This window comes from Rhizobium pisi, from assembly GCF_003938655.1.
GTDB classification, from domain to species: domain Bacteria; phylum Pseudomonadota; class Alphaproteobacteria; order Rhizobiales; family Rhizobiaceae; genus Rhizobium; species Rhizobium pisi.
Genome location: NZ_RJJT01000015.1, coordinates 142,411 through 158,947, shown reverse-complemented (window position 1 = coordinate 158,947; position 16,537 = coordinate 142,411). Strand labels below are relative to the sequence as shown.

16 protein-coding genes and 1 pseudogene are annotated in these 16,537 nt (G+C 62.7%); 10 read left to right on the top strand and 7 right to left on the bottom strand.

Going from position 1 to position 16,537, the window contains the following annotated elements:
• Positions 1-15 precede the first annotated feature (15 nt).
• Genes EFD55_RS21695 through EFD55_RS21675 form a run of 5 tightly spaced genes read left to right on the top strand, consistent with a single transcriptional unit; the run spans position 16 to position 5,346 of the window.
• A complete protein-coding gene (locus EFD55_RS21695) occupies positions 16-843 on the top strand; it encodes an ABC transporter permease (protein ID WP_125847214.1) in 828 nt (275 codons plus the stop codon).
• Positions 840-1,619, top strand: a complete 780-nt coding sequence (locus EFD55_RS21690) for an ABC transporter permease (RefSeq protein ID WP_125847212.1) — start codon at positions 840-842, stop codon at positions 1,617-1,619. The genes EFD55_RS21695 and EFD55_RS21690 overlap by 4 nt, the downstream gene beginning before the upstream one ends.
• Positions 1,612-2,637, top strand: a complete 1,026-nt coding sequence (locus EFD55_RS21685) for an ABC transporter ATP-binding protein (protein ID WP_125847210.1) — start codon at positions 1,612-1,614, stop codon at positions 2,635-2,637. Before EFD55_RS21690 ends, EFD55_RS21685 begins: the two co-directional genes overlap by 8 nt.
• Positions 2,638-2,641: 4 nt before the next feature.
• On the top strand, positions 2,642-3,562 hold the full coding sequence (locus EFD55_RS21680) for a nucleoside hydrolase (RefSeq protein ID WP_125847208.1): 921 nt from the start codon (positions 2,642-2,644) through the stop codon (positions 3,560-3,562).
• On the top strand, positions 3,559-5,346 hold the full coding sequence (locus tag EFD55_RS21675; protein ID WP_125847206.1) for an adenine deaminase: 1,788 nt from the start codon (positions 3,559-3,561) through the stop codon (positions 5,344-5,346). Before EFD55_RS21680 ends, EFD55_RS21675 begins: the two co-directional genes overlap by 4 nt.
• A 57-nt stretch (positions 5,347-5,403) precedes the next feature.
• Here the strand turns inward: EFD55_RS21675 and EFD55_RS21670 are convergent, their stop codons facing one another.
• The 3 genes from EFD55_RS21670 to EFD55_RS21660 all read right to left on the bottom strand — a co-directional run bounded on the left by EFD55_RS21670 (position 5,404) and on the right by EFD55_RS21660 (position 7,688).
• Positions 5,404-6,573, bottom strand: a complete 1,170-nt coding sequence (locus EFD55_RS21670; protein ID WP_125847204.1) for a M20 aminoacylase family protein — start codon at positions 6,571-6,573, stop codon at positions 5,404-5,406.
• A 293-nt stretch (positions 6,574-6,866) separates the two neighbouring features.
• Entirely contained in the window at positions 6,867-7,316 is a 450-nt protein-coding gene (locus EFD55_RS21665; protein ID WP_125847202.1) for an SRPBCC family protein, read from the bottom strand.
• A 48-nt stretch (positions 7,317-7,364) separates the two neighbouring features.
• Complete coding sequence (locus tag EFD55_RS21660) at positions 7,365-7,688, bottom strand: ArsR/SmtB family transcription factor (RefSeq protein WP_125847251.1); 324 nt, start codon at positions 7,686-7,688, stop codon at positions 7,365-7,367.
• A 215-nt stretch (positions 7,689-7,903) separates the two neighbouring features.
• Between EFD55_RS21660 and EFD55_RS21655 the strand changes: the two genes are divergently transcribed.
• Positions 7,904-8,566, top strand: coding sequence for a sulfite oxidase-like oxidoreductase (locus tag EFD55_RS21655; protein WP_125847200.1), 663 nt, complete (start codon positions 7,904-7,906; stop codon positions 8,564-8,566).
• On the opposite strand, the gene EFD55_RS21650 is transcribed toward EFD55_RS21655, so the two are convergent.
• The 3 genes from EFD55_RS21650 to EFD55_RS21640 form a co-directional block, all read right to left on the bottom strand.
• The gene (locus EFD55_RS21650) at positions 8,551-9,180 is read right to left on the bottom strand and encodes a hypothetical protein (RefSeq protein ID WP_125847198.1); all 630 of its coding nucleotides are present in this window, start codon (positions 9,178-9,180) and stop codon (positions 8,551-8,553) included. The genes EFD55_RS21655 and EFD55_RS21650 overlap by 16 nt on opposite strands.
• A gap of 260 nt (positions 9,181-9,440) precedes the next feature.
• Entirely contained in the window at positions 9,441-10,175 is a 735-nt protein-coding gene (locus tag EFD55_RS21645; RefSeq protein ID WP_125847197.1) for a CbtA family protein, read from the bottom strand.
• A 12-nt stretch (positions 10,176-10,187) separates the two neighbouring features.
• Positions 10,188-10,397, bottom strand: a complete 210-nt coding sequence (locus EFD55_RS21640) for a CbtB domain-containing protein (RefSeq protein WP_125847195.1) — start codon at positions 10,395-10,397, stop codon at positions 10,188-10,190.
• A gap of 234 nt (positions 10,398-10,631) precedes the next feature.
• Between EFD55_RS21640 and EFD55_RS21635 the strand changes: the two genes are divergently transcribed.
• A complete protein-coding gene (locus EFD55_RS21635) occupies positions 10,632-11,195 on the top strand; it encodes a histidine phosphatase family protein (RefSeq protein ID WP_125847193.1) in 564 nt (187 codons plus the stop codon).
• Positions 11,196-11,662: 467 nt separating this feature from the next.
• Positions 11,663-13,234: a putative bifunctional diguanylate cyclase/phosphodiesterase gene (locus tag EFD55_RS21625; RefSeq protein ID WP_125847189.1), complete on the top strand. Its 1,572-nt coding sequence runs from the start codon at positions 11,663-11,665 to the stop codon at positions 13,232-13,234.
• Between the two features lie 70 nt (positions 13,235-13,304).
• On the opposite strand, the gene EFD55_RS21620 is transcribed toward EFD55_RS21625, so the two are convergent.
• The gene (locus EFD55_RS21620; RefSeq protein WP_125847187.1) at positions 13,305-14,906 is read right to left on the bottom strand and encodes an inorganic phosphate transporter; all 1,602 of its coding nucleotides are present in this window, start codon (positions 14,904-14,906) and stop codon (positions 13,305-13,307) included.
• Between the two features lie 282 nt (positions 14,907-15,188).
• Here EFD55_RS21620 and EFD55_RS21615 point away from each other — a divergent pair, with 282 nt between their 5' ends.
• On the top strand, positions 15,189-16,367 hold the full coding sequence (locus tag EFD55_RS21615; protein WP_125847185.1) for an acetate/propionate family kinase: 1,179 nt from the start codon (positions 15,189-15,191) through the stop codon (positions 16,365-16,367).
• Between the two features lie 8 nt (positions 16,368-16,375).
• A pseudogene (locus EFD55_RS34340) lies at positions 16,376-16,486 on the top strand (phosphoketolase family protein); the annotation flags it as partial.
• Between the last annotated feature and the right edge of the window lie 51 nt (positions 16,487-16,537).

The window sequence follows — 16,537 nt, the reverse complement described above, 5'->3', positions numbered from 1 at the left end:
GTGTAAAGGCGCCTCATGTTCCAGAACCGCGCAGAAGCCCTGGCGCTTGCCTTGCCGGCAGCCGTCTTTGCGACGCTGGTCTTTCTGCTGCCTGTCGCAATCCTGCTGTCGGAGGGTTTTCGCGCCGGCGGCGCCTGGACGCTGTCGGCCTATACCCACTTCTTTTCCGAGACGCTGAACCGCACCGTTTTTCTGCGTTCCTTCCGCCTCGGTCTCGAAGTCACTGCCGTCTCGGCTGTTATCGGCTATGCCGCGGCCTTTGCCATCGTCAACCTGCCGCCAAATGGCAAGGGCCGGATGATCGGCCTCGTCACCCTGCCGCTGATGATCTCGCCGGTGGCCCGCACCTACGCCTGGATCGTCATTCTCGGCCGCACCGGCATCGTCAACCAGGCGATCACGGGTCTCGGCCTCAGCGCCGAGCCGGTGCGCCTGCTCTTCACCGAAACCGCCGTCTTCATCGGCCTCCTGCAGCTCTTCCTACCGCTGATGATCCTGTCGCTAATCAGCGCGCTCGAAAATATGCCGAGGGATGCGATCCCGGCTGCCCGCGTGCTCGGCGCCAACTGGTTTCAGGTTTTCTGGAAAGTCGTCCTGCCGCTGACCCGGGAAGGACTGGTCGTCGGCGGCACGCTTGTCTTCACCGGCTCGCTTACCGCTTACATCACCCCCGCCGTCCTTGGCGGCTCGAAAGTGCTGATGCTGGAAACACTGATGTATCAGCAGGTTTCCGTCGCCAATGATTTCGTCTCGGCAAGCGTCATCGCCTTCATCCTGATCGTCATGAGCTTTGCCGCCAATATCCTGCTGAAACGCCTTGCGACGGCGAGGAATCGCAGATGAGCATCCGTCTGTTTTCGCCTGTTGTCCTGTTCCTGCTGCTGGTCTTCCTGATCGGTCCGTTCCTGATCATCATCGCGGCTTCGCTTTCGGCGGGCGATACGCTGGCCTTCCCGCCGCAAGGCCTGTCGCTGCGCTGGGTCATGAAGGTCTTCACCGTCGAAAGTTTCCGCGACAGCTTCGCCATGTCGATGTTCCTCGCCGTCTTCGGAACGCTTGCAGCCCTCCTCCTCGGCATCCCCGCCGCTTACGCCCTGTCCCGCTACCGGCTGCCCGCGGCCGAGACCATCCGCACGATCGTCTCGCTGCCGATCATCGTTCCCGGCATCATCGTCGGCCTGGCATTGCTGCGTTATCTCGTCGTGCCCTTCGGCTTCAACATCACACTCGCCCTCTTCTTCGCCCATGCGGCCCTCGTGCTGCCCTATGCCGTGCGCGTCGTCTCAGCCAGCCTCGACAATTTGCGCTCCGATATCGAGGAAGCAGCCGTCCTGCTCGGCTCCTCGAGGTTCGGCGCCTTCTTCCGCGTGGTGATGCCGAATATCCGCGGCGGCATTCTTGCCGCCTTCATCCTCGGCTTCGTCACCAGCTTCAACCAGGTGCCGGTCTCGCTCTTCCTCTCCGGCCCGGGTGTGAGAACGCTGCCGATCGACATGCTGGGTTACATGGAAACCACCTACGATCCCTCCATTGCGGCGCTTTCCGCCCTTCTCGCCTTCCTCTCGATCGGCATCGTCTTCCTCGCCGAACGCTTCCTGGGATTTTCGCGTTATGTCTGATGCCTATCTTCAACTCGACAAGCTGACGCTTGCCTATGGCGATACGGTCGCGGTGAAAAACCTCGACCTTGCGATCGGCAAAGGCGAGCTCGTCGCTTTCCTCGGCCCCTCCGGCTGCGGCAAGACGACGACGATGCGCGCCATCGCCGGCTTGCTGACGCCGGCTTCCGGCCGCATCGGTCTCGACGGCGCCGATATCACCCGCGTCTCCGCCAACAAGCGCGCCGTCGGCCTCGTCTTCCAGTCCTACGCGCTCTTCCCGCATTTGACGGTCTACGAGAACGTCGCCTTCGGCCTGCGCCTCAAGGGGATCTCCGGCGCGGATCTCGATGCCCGCGTCGGCGCCGGCCTGAAATCGGTCGGCCTCTCGGCTTTCGCCGGCCGCAAGCCCGCTGAGCTCTCCGGCGGCCAGCAGCAGCGTGTGGCGCTTGCCCGCTCGATGGTCATGGAGCCGAAGGTGCTGCTGCTCGATGAGCCGCTTTCCAATCTCGACGCGCGCCTTCGTCTTGAAATGCGCGCCGAATTGCAGCGCGTGCAGAAGGAGACGGGCGTCACCATGATCTTTGTCACCCACGACCAGGTGGAGGCCCTGGCGCTCGCCGACCGCATCGTCGTGATGCTGAACGGCGGCATCGAGCAGATCGGCACGCCGGAGGAGATCTACAATAATCCCGTCTCATCTTTCGTTGCCGATTTCGTCGGTTTCGACAATGTCTTCGCGCTGAAGGAAGGAAAGCTTATGACGCCGAATGGCCCGATCGCGCTTTCCGGTCCCGCGCCGCAAGCTTCGGCGGGCCTGGCCTGGCGTCCGCGTGCAGTAACCCTCGGTGCTGGTCCGTTCCAAGGCACCGTGCGCGGCACATCTTTCGCCGGCAATAGCCGCGAATATCTCCTCGATACGCCGCTGGGAGCCATCAAGGCCGAGATCGATGCCAGCCTGCCGCCGCACGAGATCGGCAGCGCGCTCGCCTTCGATCTGCCGGTCGCCGGCGCGGCTAACCTCAAGCGCTTCGGGTGATATCATGGGCGTCTGGATCGATACCGATATGGGCTTTGACGATATCGCCGCCATTCTGGTGGTGGCGCAGTCGGAATATGAAATCGACGGCATATCGCTGGTTTTCGGCAATGCGCCGTTGCCGCAGGTGAGAATGAACGCCGCCGGGGCCGCCAGCGTCTTCGGCTGGGCGTTTCCCATCCATACCGGCCGCGCCGTGCCCGTTCTCGGCAGGCTCGAAACCGCCCAGGCGATCCTCGGCGAAACCGGCATCCCGACAACGGGCAAGAGCCTGCCGAAGGCCCCAGCCCTTGCCGAAAGCGATGCCTTCACCGCGCTCTGCCGGTGGCTGGAAAGTCAGGGCCCGCACCGCATCCTGGCGCTCGGCCCGCTCACCAATATCGCCGCCGTAGCGCTCGCCCGTCCGGATCTCGCGGCCCGCACCACCGAACTCGTCTGGATGGGCGGCGGCGTCACATCAGGCAACCATACGGCCTCTGCCGAGTTCAACGCGCTCGCCGATCCGGAGGCCCTGTCGATCATCATCGCCCATGGCCTGCCGCTGCGCATGGTCGATCTCGACCTCTGCCGCAAGGTGCTGGCTAGGCCGGAAGACGTCGAGCCGGTGCGCAATGCCGGCGGCGCCAATGCCGAGCTGATTGCCGATATGTTTTCCGGCTATATCAATATCGGCACCAGCCGCGGCCGCCCCGGCATGGCGGTCTACGACCCCTCCGCCGCCGTCGCCTTTATCGCACCCGATATCGTGAGCTTCCGCCCCGCGCGCATCGATGTCGAGCTGCAGGGCACATTCACCCGTGGCCGCACCGTCGTTGAGACCCGCGCGACGCACGCCACTTTCAATGCGCAATTCGCCGCCGATATCGATCCCGACATGGCGCGCGTCATCATTCTCGCCGCCCTGGTCAACGAGGCCCGCAAATGACCGTCATTCCTCGCCAGGAACCTTTCGATCTCAACGATCCCGTCTTGCGCGCCCGCGCTGTCACCGCCGCCCGCGGCGATGCACCCTTCGATATGCTGATTACCGGAGGACGGCTGCTCGATGCGGTGACGGGCCTGATCCGGGAGGCGGATATCGGCCTGGTCGGCGCGCTCATCGCAAGTGTTCATCCCCCGGCAAGCCGCACCGATGCCGTCGAGATCATCGATGCAACGGGCAGCATCCTGACGCCGGGTCTGATCGACACGCACATGCATGTCGAAAGTTCGATGGTGACCCCCGCCGAATACGCGAGCGCCGTATTGCCGCGCGGCGTCACCACTGTTGTCTGGGATCCCCATGAATTCGGCAATGTCCATGGCCTCGACGGTGTGCGCTGGGCGGTCGAGGCCGCCCGCACGCTGCCGCTGCGCATGATCCTGCTCGCACCCTCCTGCGTGCCATCGGCACCAGGTCTGGAATTGGCAGGCGCCGATTTCGATGCCTCTGTCATATCAGAGATGTTGCGCTCTCCCGCCGTTGGCGGCGTTGCCGAAGTCATGAACATGCGCGGAGTCATCGACGGCGATCCGCGCATGAGCGCCATCGTCAACTCAGGCCTTGCCTCCGGCAAGCTTGTTTGCGGCCATGCCCGCGGCCTGGAGGGCACCGATCTCAACGCCTTCATGGCAGCTGGCGTCACCTCCGACCATGAACTCACCTCAGGCGCCGACCTCGCCGCCAAACTTGCCGTCGGCCTGACCATCGAGTTGCGCGGCTCTCACGACCATCTGTTGCAGGAATTCGTCGAGATGCTGAACGGTCTCGGCCATCTGCCTGCAACCGTGACACTCTGCACCGACGACGTCTTTCCCGATGAACTCTATGAGAGTGGCGGTCTCGACGACGTTGCGCGCCGGCTGGTGCGCTACGGCATGAAACCGGACTGGGCATTGCGCGCCGCGACCTTCAACGCCGCTCAGCGGCTGAAGCGCTCCGATCTCGGCCTTGTCGCCGCCGGCCGCCGCGCCGACCTCGTTCTCTTCGAGGATCTTACAGAATTCCGGGCGCGGCTCGTCATATCGGGCGGCCGCATCGTCGCCCGCAACGGCAGAATCGAAGCGGCCATCCAGCCGCTCGACACAGTGCCGCTGCGCAATTCCGTGAAGTTGCCCCCATTCACCGAGAGTAATTTCCGCATCCCCGCGAAAGGCGAGCGCGTCCGCGTCGCCACCATCGACCGCCCCCGCTTCACGCAATGGGGCGAGGCCGAAACAGAGGTCAGGAACGGCTTCGTCGTACCGCCGGCCGGCAGCACGATGATTGCCGTCGCCCACCGCCACGGCAGGGCCGACGGTATCACACGCGTCGGGTTCCTCACCGGCTGGGGCGAGTGGCGCGGCGCCTTCTGCACCACAGTCTCGCATGACAGCCACAACCTCACTGTCTTCGGCGGCAATGAACGCGACATGGCGCTCGCTGCCAACGCCGTCATATCGGCAGGCGGCGGCATGGCGGTCGCCAAGGACGGCCGCATCGAAGCGATCCTGTCGCTGCCGCTCTCCGGCCTGGTGACCGACGCACCGCTGAAGGACACTGCTCTAGCCTTCGCCGCTATCCGCAAGGCCATGGAAAAGATCGTCGACTGGAAACCGCCCTACCGGGTCTTCAAGGCCTGCTTCGGCGCAACGCTCGCCTGCAATGTCGGCCCGCACCAGACGGACCGCGGAATTGCCGATGTGGTGACGGGGAAGGTACTGGAAAGCCCGGTGCTGGAGGTTTTGTAAGCCAGGACGCACAGATCGTGTGACGAAGGCAGTGCTGTGTAACCCCTCAAACTCCAGCTATACCTTCAACTCCCGCTCCACCAACGCCACCCAGTAAGCCGCCCCATAACCCAGCGCCTCGTCCTTGAAATCATAGGCCGTATTGTGATGCAGCGCCCCGTCCACCGCAGGCCCATTGCCGAGCCAAACATAACAACCCGGCGCATTCTCAGCGAAGAACGCGAAATCGTCTCCGGCCGTCGACGGTGGAAAGTTTGTCCGCACCTTCCCGCCGAACACCATGCCGGCTGCCGCGAGCGCCCGGGCGGTCGCGTCCGGATCGTTGACGACAGGCGGTATCCGCCGCTCGAAACGATAGTCGACAGCAACATCGTACATGGCAGCCGTTCCGCTTGCCAGTCGCCCGATCTCGGCCTCCAGCTGGTCGCGCACCTCGGGCGAATAGGCTCGCGCCGTTCCGCCGATCTCGACCGTATCGGGAATGACGTTCAGCGCCTTCGGGTCGCCCGCCTGCAGGAAACAGGCGCTGACGACGGCCGGCTGCAGCGGATCGACCACACGCCCGACGATCGTCTGCAGCGATGACAGGAAGGTGCCGGCCGCGGTGATCGGATCGCGGCCGAGATGCGGTTTGGCGCCATGCGTGCCGATCCCCCGAAAGGTGATCCGCCAGCTGTCGGAAGAGGCAAGCTGCGGCCCCTCGACCACAGCGATTTCGTCAACCGCAAGCCCCGGCATATTGTGCAGGCCAAAAACGGCATCGCAGGGGAAAAGCCGGAAGAGCCCCTCCTCCACCATGCGCTTCGCCCCACCACGGCCCTCTTCCGCCGGCTGGAAGATGAAGTGCACCGTACCGGAAAAATTCCGTGTCGCCGCAAGATGCCGCGCCGCGCCGAGAAGCATCGCGGTATGACCGTCATGGCCGCAGGCGTGCATCTTCCCCGGTATGGTCGATTTATAGGGCCTCTCCGCCATTTCAGGCATGGCGAGCGCATCCATGTCGGCCCTGAGCCCGATCCGGCGCGTGCCGTTGCCAAGCTGCAGCGTGCCGACCACGCCGGTGCCGGCGAGCCCGCGATGCACTGCGATCCCGGCCTCTTCCAGAAGCCCCGCGACGATGCCGGCCGTGCGCTCCTCCTCGAAACCGAGTTCGGGATGGGCGTGCAGATCGCGGCGCAAAGCGGTGAGGAACGGCAGATCGTCCTTGATCCGGGCGGGAATGCTCATGGGCCTGGATATCCCTTCATGCGAAACGGGCGCCCAAACGGCGCCCGCGTCAGATCATCCGTTGTTCATCAAACAGCCCATAAGTTCAACCCCTCAGGCCTCTTCCACGAACACCTCCTCGCGCTTCCTCCTGAAGCTCGGCAGGAAGAGACGATGAGGACGGCAAGTGCGATCGCCAGAAGCGCCGCTTTCGAAAGACAATTCTGCGACGGTGCGATGCAGCATGGGTCGATTTGGAAACAAACGGCTGATGCGATGGGTGGAAATCCACCCATCGTGCCGTGGTGACCTCCCTATTTTTTGGGCGGCAGCACCACCTCGCCGGTCTCGATCAGCGACTTGAGGTTGGAGAGAATGCGCGGCCAGCCGCCGGAGACGGCATTGATGAGCTTGGAATTCTCGACGGCGATGGAATGGGTGACCGTCAGCTTGGTGGCCGTTTCGGTCGCCGCCTCGATCTCCATCACGCATTGCGAATAGCCCTCCGCCTTCAGCTCAGGCATGAATTCGTTGCGCCACTTCAGAACGAGCCGTTTCGGCGGATCACATTCCAGGATTTCGCCGGTATCGGCGACTGATCCGTCCTCGAACAGAAGCTTCCAGGCAGCACCTGCCCGCCATTCGGTTTCGAAGTGGGCGCCGAGCCAGAACTTCTTCATGAACTCGGCTGTCGTCAACGCCGCCCAGAGCTGCTCCGGCGTCGTGCGGATAAAGGTGACGTAGTTATATGTACTGCCAGCCATGATGATACTCCTTTTGGCCAAGTGTCAGCACTCCTGATGGCAGGGCCGTCAGTTGCGGCCCTTGCCTTCGAGGGTTTCCTTCAGGTCGGCCAGCGCATTCAGGTGCTGCCGCTCGAATTTGCTGATCCAGCGCTGCGCGATCGCGTTGATCGGCACCGGATTGATGAAATGCAGCTTCTCCCGGCCCTGGCGCTCGGACGAAACCAGATTGGCCTCCTCCAGGATCGCGACATGTTTCGCCACCGCCTGGCGCGTCATGGCGAGCCCCTGGCAGAGTTCGCCCAGCGTCTGGCCGTTCCTCGCATGCAGCCGATCCAGCATCTGCCGGCGGCTCGCATCCGCCAAAGCGCGGAAAACCGCATCATCATCCATGTCTTTATACGGAACCATTTGGTTGCCTGTTACTCTATTTATAGGCAACCAAATGGTTGCATGTCAAGTCCGCAATTGCGGTTTGGGAAGCATCCGCAGAGGCGCTAGCTCTCGGTGATCAGCATCCGAGGCGGGCGAGGATTTCCAAGGGCCTGTCGAAACTTGACACCCGGTGGGGCCGGATGTCCTATTGCTGCACGGCAAGGAGACCACACATGAGCGACGACCAGACCCCGGCTGACAGCAAGCTCACCAGCTCCAAGCGCCGCTGGGCGGCAGAGGGAAAATTTCTGACCGGCCGCATCAGCCGGCCCGAGGCCGAGCGTCTGCCGCCCGGCCAGCACCTCGTCAAAAACTGGCCGGTGCTCGATCTCGGCCAGCAACCGGTCGTTTCCACAGACAGCTGGCGGCTTGAGGTGCGCGGCCTCGTCGAAACGCCGCTCACGCTCGCCTGGGGCGATTTTCAGGCGATCGAGCAGAGCACTGGGATGAGCGATATCCACTGCGTCACCACCTGGTCGCGCTACGACAACAAATGGAAGGGCGTTTCGACCCGCGATCTGCTCGATCTCGCCATGCCGAAATCGACGGCAGCGTACATCATGCTGACGAGCTACGACGGCTATACCACCAATTTGCCGCTCTCCGATTTCGCCGCCGAAGATGCGATCCTCGCGACCTCCTGGGAGGGCCTGCCGCTGACGCCGGATCACGGCGGCCCGATGCGCCTCGTCGTACCGCATCTCTATTTCTGGAAAAGCGCCAAATGGCTGCGCCGCATCGAGCTGATGCCCGACGACACGGCCGGTTTCTGGGAAAAGAACGGCTACCATATGTATGGCGATCCGTGGCGCGAGCAGCGCTATTCCGACGACTGAGCCCTCGGCCGCAGAAAGCGGCAAAGCGCAAAAGCCATAAGGCCGAGCAAGGAGGCAAGCCCCGTCAGCGACGCCATGCTGGCGGGATGAAGCGGCACCCTGCTCCAGTGCGGCTTGACGATATCGGCCGTGTTGAAGGCCTCGCCGCTGAAACGGCAAGTGATGAGCGCAAGCCCGCGGCCTGCCATCTCGGCATCGATGGCGGAGATGATTTCGCCAGCGGCAGGCGCCTCTCGCGGCATCTCCCGCATCGACATCAGCACCGCTTTGGTTGCCGCGAGATAGGCATGGGCGCATTCGTTGAACGGGCTTTCCTCATCCGTCACGCTGCCCGGCACCCTGCCCCACAGACAGTAGGAATACTGGATCTCGGCATAGTTCAGGACGCGGCGGAACGGCTCGTTCGTATCGATCGCCCGCGACGCGAGGTCGATAATCCCACTGCGATAGTCTGAAATGACAGCCATCTCGCCATGGGAGATTTCCGGAATATCGAGCCCGGCATGGCTGCCACCGGCGCTACGGGTGTGGGCAAGGGCGCTTCCGGCGACGAGGAAGAGCAAGCTAGCACTGAGGCCAAGAAAGGTAAGCAGTCGGCAGAGGTAGCGTGCCATCCCTCCAGCGTCCCACATTCCGGTCCTCGAGTTCCTGGTGGATGAGAGAGGAATGCGGCGTCGCCACACGTCCCTTCTCCCCGGCGGGGAGAAGATGCCGGCAGGCAGATGAGGGGGTGAGCAGCAAAGCTGCGAATGCACTGAGCGCAAACGAAGGGCAACATACAGGGCGTGCCGTGTGGCCCCCTCATCCGACCCTTCGGGCCACCTTCTCCCCGCTGGGGAGAAGGGGTAGCAAGCGGCAGCCTCGGTACGCCCGATCACCGAAACGCCGGCCGCAGCCCGCCCTTGACGACAAGCCGTCTTTCCGCCAGCGCGCCGAAGACAAGACCGAGCGCTGCCCAAAGGATCACGTGCATGCCGAGCGAGGTCGTGCGGAAACGCCAGAGCACCATCGCCGAGAAATTCTCGGGCACCTCGTTGATCGGCGGCAGCAGATAGAGCACGAAGCCGATGAAGACGAGATAGGCGATGCCGGCAATGATCGCGCCGTTCCAAGACCCGAAGCGCTCGGAAAGGCGACGCGAAAGCACCACCGCCGCAATCAGCGCGGCGAGCGATACGACGATCATCAGGAAGAAGAGCTCGGTCCTGACGCCGATCGTGTCGGGATTGCCGACTGCCGGCGGGTTGGCAGGATACTTGACGGCAGGAACGAGCACGATCGCCACGAAAGCGGCAATAGCGATGACGGCCGAGGTGCCGCGCGCCGAAAGGCTGCTGAAGCGACCGTGCACGAAGGCGAAGGCGAGCGCGAAAAGCCCGCCGACGGCAACGCTGTGGGCCATGACGCCGGTGAAAAGGCCGAGACCGGCCTGCGTGGCGCGGCTGACGATCTCAGGTTCGGCGGCTTCGCCCGCCGCCTGGGCGCTCGCCTCCTCGAAGGCAATCGCCGCGTCGACCAGCGGCTCGCCGAAGGTGTGGGCGAAAGCGAAAACGAGGATGCCAGCAATCAGGCCCGCGAGCATGCCGCGAAGCAAAAGGTTTCCAACCATGTCAGTATTCCCTTAGTGGCAGGGAAAGCCGAGGAGATGGCGGCCGTCGTGCACGAATTCATGTACGTACATGCCGTTGAAGAGCGCCATCGCGCCTTCCTCGGTGCCGACAAAATAAAGGGCGATGAGCATCAGCAGGCCGCCGAAAATCGCCCAGGGCAGGATTTCTCCTACGGGGATCGGTACCGGCACTGCTGCGGGCGCGAAAGTGGTGTCAGACATGTATTCCTCCGGGAATGACGCGTTCAGTCGAAAGAGTGTTTGTGCGGCTGGGTCTGACTTCCAACGCGAAGAGCTTTCGACACGCTGGTCACAGTGGCGCGACCGCGCCGGATTTCCACCGGCTTCCAAACCCGCAACAGCACGGTTATATCTGCACGCCGGAGAGACTGTCAACGAAACTTCACGAGCCGGCAAAGGGCCGTCCCCACCGGATTGCGGGAGACAAGAACAACTGTGAACACGCGCCTCACCTGGATCTGCCACGGCGCGACGGCGGCAAGCCGTAAAGCCCTGTTCCCGCTCGACGAACCGCTGGAAGACAAGGCGGTGGGGGAAGCGGCCGGAATGGCTGCTCCACCCCGCGCCGACCGCATTGCCGCAAGCCCCGCTCTGCGTGCCCGCCAGACGGCGCAGGCGCTTCGCCTCGACGCCCGGACTGACCCGGCGCTCCGCGACTGCGACCACGGCCGTTGGGCCGGCAGGCCGATCGCCGCGATAGAGGCCGAGGAGCCGGAAAACCTCATGGCCTGGATGAGCGATCCGCAAGCCGCCCCACACGGCGGCGAGAGCTTTGCCGATCTGCGCACGCGCGTCGCCGGCTGGATGGATGAGCAATCCCTGCTCGGCGGCCATGTGATCGCCGTCAGCCACGCAGCCGTCATCCGGGCAGCGGTCGCGCATGTGCTTCAGGCGCCGCTCTCCTCCTTCTGGCTGGTGGACGTCGAGCCGCTCGCAATCGTTCGCATGACCAGCAATGGGCGGCGCTGGTCGCTGCGCTTCAGTATTAGTGATCACTGATACAGCTTTACACAAGCAAATCGCGTCATCTCTATTGAACCCGGTTTCGCCGGGACTACTTCCTTGTCCCAAGGAGATGGAAGAAATGACATATGACTGGAGTGGGGAGCGTACGCGGCGCCTGCGTTTTATGCGTGTCGCCACGGTTACGGTTCTTGTCGGTCTCATCGTCAGCGTACCGCTGTTGATCGTCACCGCCTGAAATACGAGAAAAGGCGAGCGATGCGATTGCACGCTCGCCTTCGTTCTTCCCAAGGTCGTAGACAAAATGGATCGCAATCGGCCTTTCGCTCCATCGTCCGTCCTCACCGTTTCGCTACTGCCCGTATTGCGAGCATCCGGCGCCCTGCCGTCAAGCCTTTCGAGCTGCGACAATACGCCGGCGCTCCAATAATTCGCCTCCTGGTTTCAACGAACATTTCAGACTTTCATGATTACGTCGGCGCGGGCGGAGATGGAGAAGGCCAATGCCGGTGTTTTTCCAAAGCAGGGCCGGAAGGCAATGCGTGTCGATTGTGGCGTTCGGAGTAACCCTCTGGCTGCTCGGCACGCTGTTGCAATTCGACGACAGCATGATCTCCTTCATGATCGGTTTCAGCGAATACGGCGCCGACAAACTCATCCTGGCGCTGGGCATCGCCGGCGCCATGAGCTTCGTCTACTCGGTGCTGCGCATCGCCGATCTGCGCAAGGAAATGGAACTGCGCGCGACCGCACAGACAAAGGCCGACTGGACCGCCACCCACGATCACCTGACCAAGCTGCCAAACCGCTATGCCTTCGAGCGCAGGATCCTCTCACGGCCGATCAAGGACGACGAGACCGGGATCGAGGGGTCGGAAGGCAACGTCACCATCTTCTCCGTTGACCTCGACGGCTTCAAGAAGGTCAACGACCTCGTCGGCCACAAGGGTGGCGATGTGCTGTTGATCGAGGTTGCCAAACGCATCTGCGCGCTCGGCAATGCCGATTGCGTCTATCGCTTCGGCGGCGATGAATTCATCATCGTCGCCTTCGCCCTGACGGCGCAGTGCGAGGAGCGTTTTGCGAGGCTGCTGATCCAGGCCGTCACCCGGCCCATCCATATCGACGGTTTTGCCGTCGAGGTCGGCGCCAGCGTCGGCTACGCCCGCTGGGCCGAGGGGGCCGAGCCGTTGGAAGATGCCGCTCATCGCGCCGACCTTGCCATGTACGAGGCGAAATCGCGTGGACCTAACCACCATCTTGTCTTCGAAATGTCGATGCAGGACAAGGTGACGGAACGCGCTGCACTGGAAACCAGGCTTCGCGCCGCAATCGCCAAAAAGGCGATCAAACCCTTCTATCAGCCGCTGATCGATCTCAAGACCGGCCAACTCTGCGGCTTCGAGGCATTGGCGCGCTGGACCGATGACGACGGCGTCAACATCCCGCCGCCCCTCTTCATCGATATCGCCGAGGAAACCGGCATGATCACCGCTCTGTTCGAGGATCTTCTCGCGCAGGCCTGCGGCGACGCACTCACCTGGCCGGAACACGTGACCTTGTCCTTCAACGTCTCGCCGGTGCAGATGGAAGACAGGCTCCTGACGTCCCGCATCCTCAAGATTCTCTTGGCAAGCCGGCTGCCGCCGCAGCGCCTGGAAATCGAGATCACAGAAAATGCGCTGATCCAGGATCCCGCCGCCGCCGCTGTCGTTCTCGACGAACTGCACGCGGCCGGCATCCAGATCGCCCTTGACGATTTCGGCACGGGCTATTCGAGCCTCGCTCAGCTCGCCCGCTACCGTTTCGACAAGATCAAGATCGACAAGAGCTTCATCGCCACCTATCGCGACGACGAACGGCAGGAAAAGATCGTCCGCGCTATGCTCGGTCTCGGCAGGAGCCTCAACATCAAAACAACAGCGGAAGGCGTCGAAGAGCACGGCCAGCTCGCCTTCCTGCTGCAGCTCGGCTGCGACATCGGCCAGGGCTATCTTTTCGGCAAGGCGATGCCCGCCGCCGAGGCGGGCATCTTCATCAGCAATCGCAATTCCAGTCTGGCCTCTACGGCCTGACGGAATGCTGGCTTTTTGTTTTATGCATGTCGTTATCCCAGAACCGCTGCACTCTTCTGGGCGATATGCATCAGAAGACCTGGCGCAGGATCACGAAGAGCACGAAGGCGATCGCGATCGAGGCCGGCAGCGTCAGCACCCAGGCCATCAGCATGTTGCGCACAGTCGACCATCGCAGGCCGGAACCGTTCGCCGCCATCGTGCCGGCAACGCCTGACGACAGCACATGCGTGGTCGAGACCGGCAGGCCGAGATGGTCGGCTGAAGCGATGGTGATCATCGCCACGACTTCTGCTGCCGCGCCCTGCCCGTAGGTCAGATGCGTCTTGCCGATCTTTTCGCCGACAGTGACGACGATGCGCTTCCAGCCCACCATCGTGCCGAGACCGAGCGCGATCGCGACCGCCACCTTCACCCAGAGCGGGATGAACTTCGTCGCGTTGTCGACTGCCTTGTGGTAGTTCGTCACCGCGGTGAGGTCGTCGGCGTCCATCGACAGCAGCTTCTTCTTGTCGATCAGCTTCAGCGCCTCGCCGATCAGGTAGATGTCGTTGCGGACGTTGCCGACGAGATGAGTCGGCACCGCTTCTAGCGTCGGGAAGGCGGCGACTTCTGCGCTCGTCTGGTGGATATATTGCTGCAGGGCCGGTGTCGTCGCATCCGTCCAGGTCTTGTTCTTGACGGCGTTGCTGACTTCGGCCTTGTAGTCCGTGACGGTCACGCCGGGCTTCACATATTTGCCGAGCGCGGTTTCCACCTGGACCGATGCTGACTTGTAGGCTTCGAGATAATTGACGTCAGGCGTGCGGTTCAGCGCGAAAGCGGTCGGCACGAGGCCGATCAAGATCAGCATGATGAGGCCCATGCCCTTCTGGCCGTCGTTGGAACCGTGGGCGAAGCTGACGCCGGTGCAGGTGAAGATCAGGATCGCGCGGATCCAGAGCGGCGGCGGCTGGTTGCCCTTCGGTTCGGCATAGAGCTCCTTGTTACGCACCAGGACCTTCATAACAAGCAGAAGCACGGCGGAAAGACCGAAACCGATCAGCGGCGAGATCAAAAGCGACAGGCCGATATTGGTTGCCTGCGACCAGTCGACGCCGCTCGTTGCGGTGCCTGCCGGCGCCAGGAACTGATTGGCAAGGCCGACGCCGATGATCGATCCCACAAGCGTATGCGAGCTCGACGACGGCAGGCCGAGATACCAGGTGCCGAGGTTCCAGACGATCGCGGCAATCAGCAGCGCGAAGACCATAGCAAGGCCGGAGCCCGAGCCGACCTGCAGGATCAGTTCCACCGGCAGCAGTGCCAGAATGCCGAAAGCGACGGCGCCGCTCGAGGTCAGCACGCCGAGGAAGTTGAAGAAACCCGACCAGATGACGGCGAATTCCGCCGGCATGGAGCGGGTATAGATCACGGTGGCGACGGCATTGGCCGTATCGTGGAAACCGTTGACGAACTCAAAGCCTAGCGCGATCAGCAACGCAAGGCCGAGCAGAATCCAGGGAACGGCAACTGCGGCTGTCAGGTCGCGGGTGAGTGCATAGGCGACGTATCCGAGGCCGCAGACCAAAACGAGTGCGAATACCGGCAGGAACCATTTGCCGGCCGAATTCGAACTGTGCAGCGGGTGGGAAGTGTCGCTATGAACCTGGCTGGGGGCAATATCGGCCATGGCATAGTTCCTTATTCCGTTTGTAATTTTGCCTTTTGTTAATAATTCCGCAGCGTGAAGCTCTCATGACGCCCAGCCTGCCCCACCCCGTAAGGCACTGACATCAGGCAATATTAGCCGTCAGATGCCGTCCGACGCAGGGATGGAAATACCCTGTCGCAAATTCCGGCGGACCGAATGACCGGCTGCAGAGCAACAAAAACACGCGATCGGCGAACAAATGCCTTTCCGTCCGAAGCCGCGGCGCTAAGTTCGGCCATCATGACGCGGAGTCTTCGAAACATGCCATCGACCGACCTCCTCCTGACCTTCAACGCCGGCTCATCGACCATCAAGATCGGCATCTTCGCGATAGATGGCGCCAAGGCCCGGCGCATCGGCAAGGGCGTGATCGATTTTCGCGCCGAACCGCTTTCGCTCAGCCTGATCAAGGGATCGCAGACATTCGAGATGCCGCTGAGGGCCAAATTGACGGAAGACCTACACGATGTCATCGACGAGACTTTCGGGCGGCTTGGGGATCATTTCGATATCGCCGCCACGCGTGTCGCCGGCCACCGTGTCGTCCATGGCGGCGACCGCTTTACCGGGCCGACCACTCTCGACGCCGCCACCATCGATGCCGTCGATGCGCTGACCCCGCTTGCGCCCCTGCACCAGCCTCAGGCGCTGCGCTTCATCCGCGCGCTCCGGCGTCTGAAGCCGCATCTTGCTCAGACGGCCTCCTTCGATACGGCCTTCCATGCCACGCAGGACGATCTCGTTCGCCGCTTCGCCATTCCCCGAGCGCTGCATGACGAGGGCGTCAAGCGTTACGGCTTCCACGGGCTTTCTTATAAATTCATCGCCGGCGAACTCCGCCGCAGGGCGCCGCGCGCGGCAAAGACGGTGGTCGCCCATCTCGGCAGCGGCGCCAGCCTGTGCGCGCTGGATCAAGGCGTCAGCCGCGACTGCAGTATGGGTTTTTCGACGCTCGACGGCATTCCGATGGCGACGCGTCCAGGCTGGCTCGATCCCGGCGTGATCCTGCATCTGGCAGGCGAGAAGAAACAGTCCTTCAGCGAGATTGAGGATCTGCTCTATCACCGCTCCGGCCTGCTCGGCGCCTCAGGCATCAGCGCCGATACGCGCGAGCTGTTGAAGGACGGCCGGCCGGAGGCGCGTCAGGCGATCGACCTTTTGACACTGCGCATCGCCGGCGAAATTGGCCGCATGACGGCAACGCTCGGCGGCCTCGACGCCGTCATTTTCACCGCCGGCATCGGCGAGCATCAGCCGGAAATCCGTGCCGGCGTGGCGAAACGGCTGTCCTGGCTCGGCCTTGCGATCGATGAAAAGGCCAATGCCGCCAATGATTTCACGATCAGCACTGGGGAAAGCCGCATCGCGACCCATGTCATCGCGACAAATGAGGAACAGGTCATCGCCGACGAAGCGCTGTCTATTCTTCGCGGCGACTGATCCAGATCCATTGGGGAACGACACCAGGCCTGAACTTCATTTATGCGCATCTGAACCGCCTCATCCGCGCCCGCGACCTCGACATCATCTATATGTGCCGAACTGGACGTGGCAGGCCTCATGATGCAAAGACCATGAAAATCGCGCGGAGATGGTCCGCGCGATTTTTG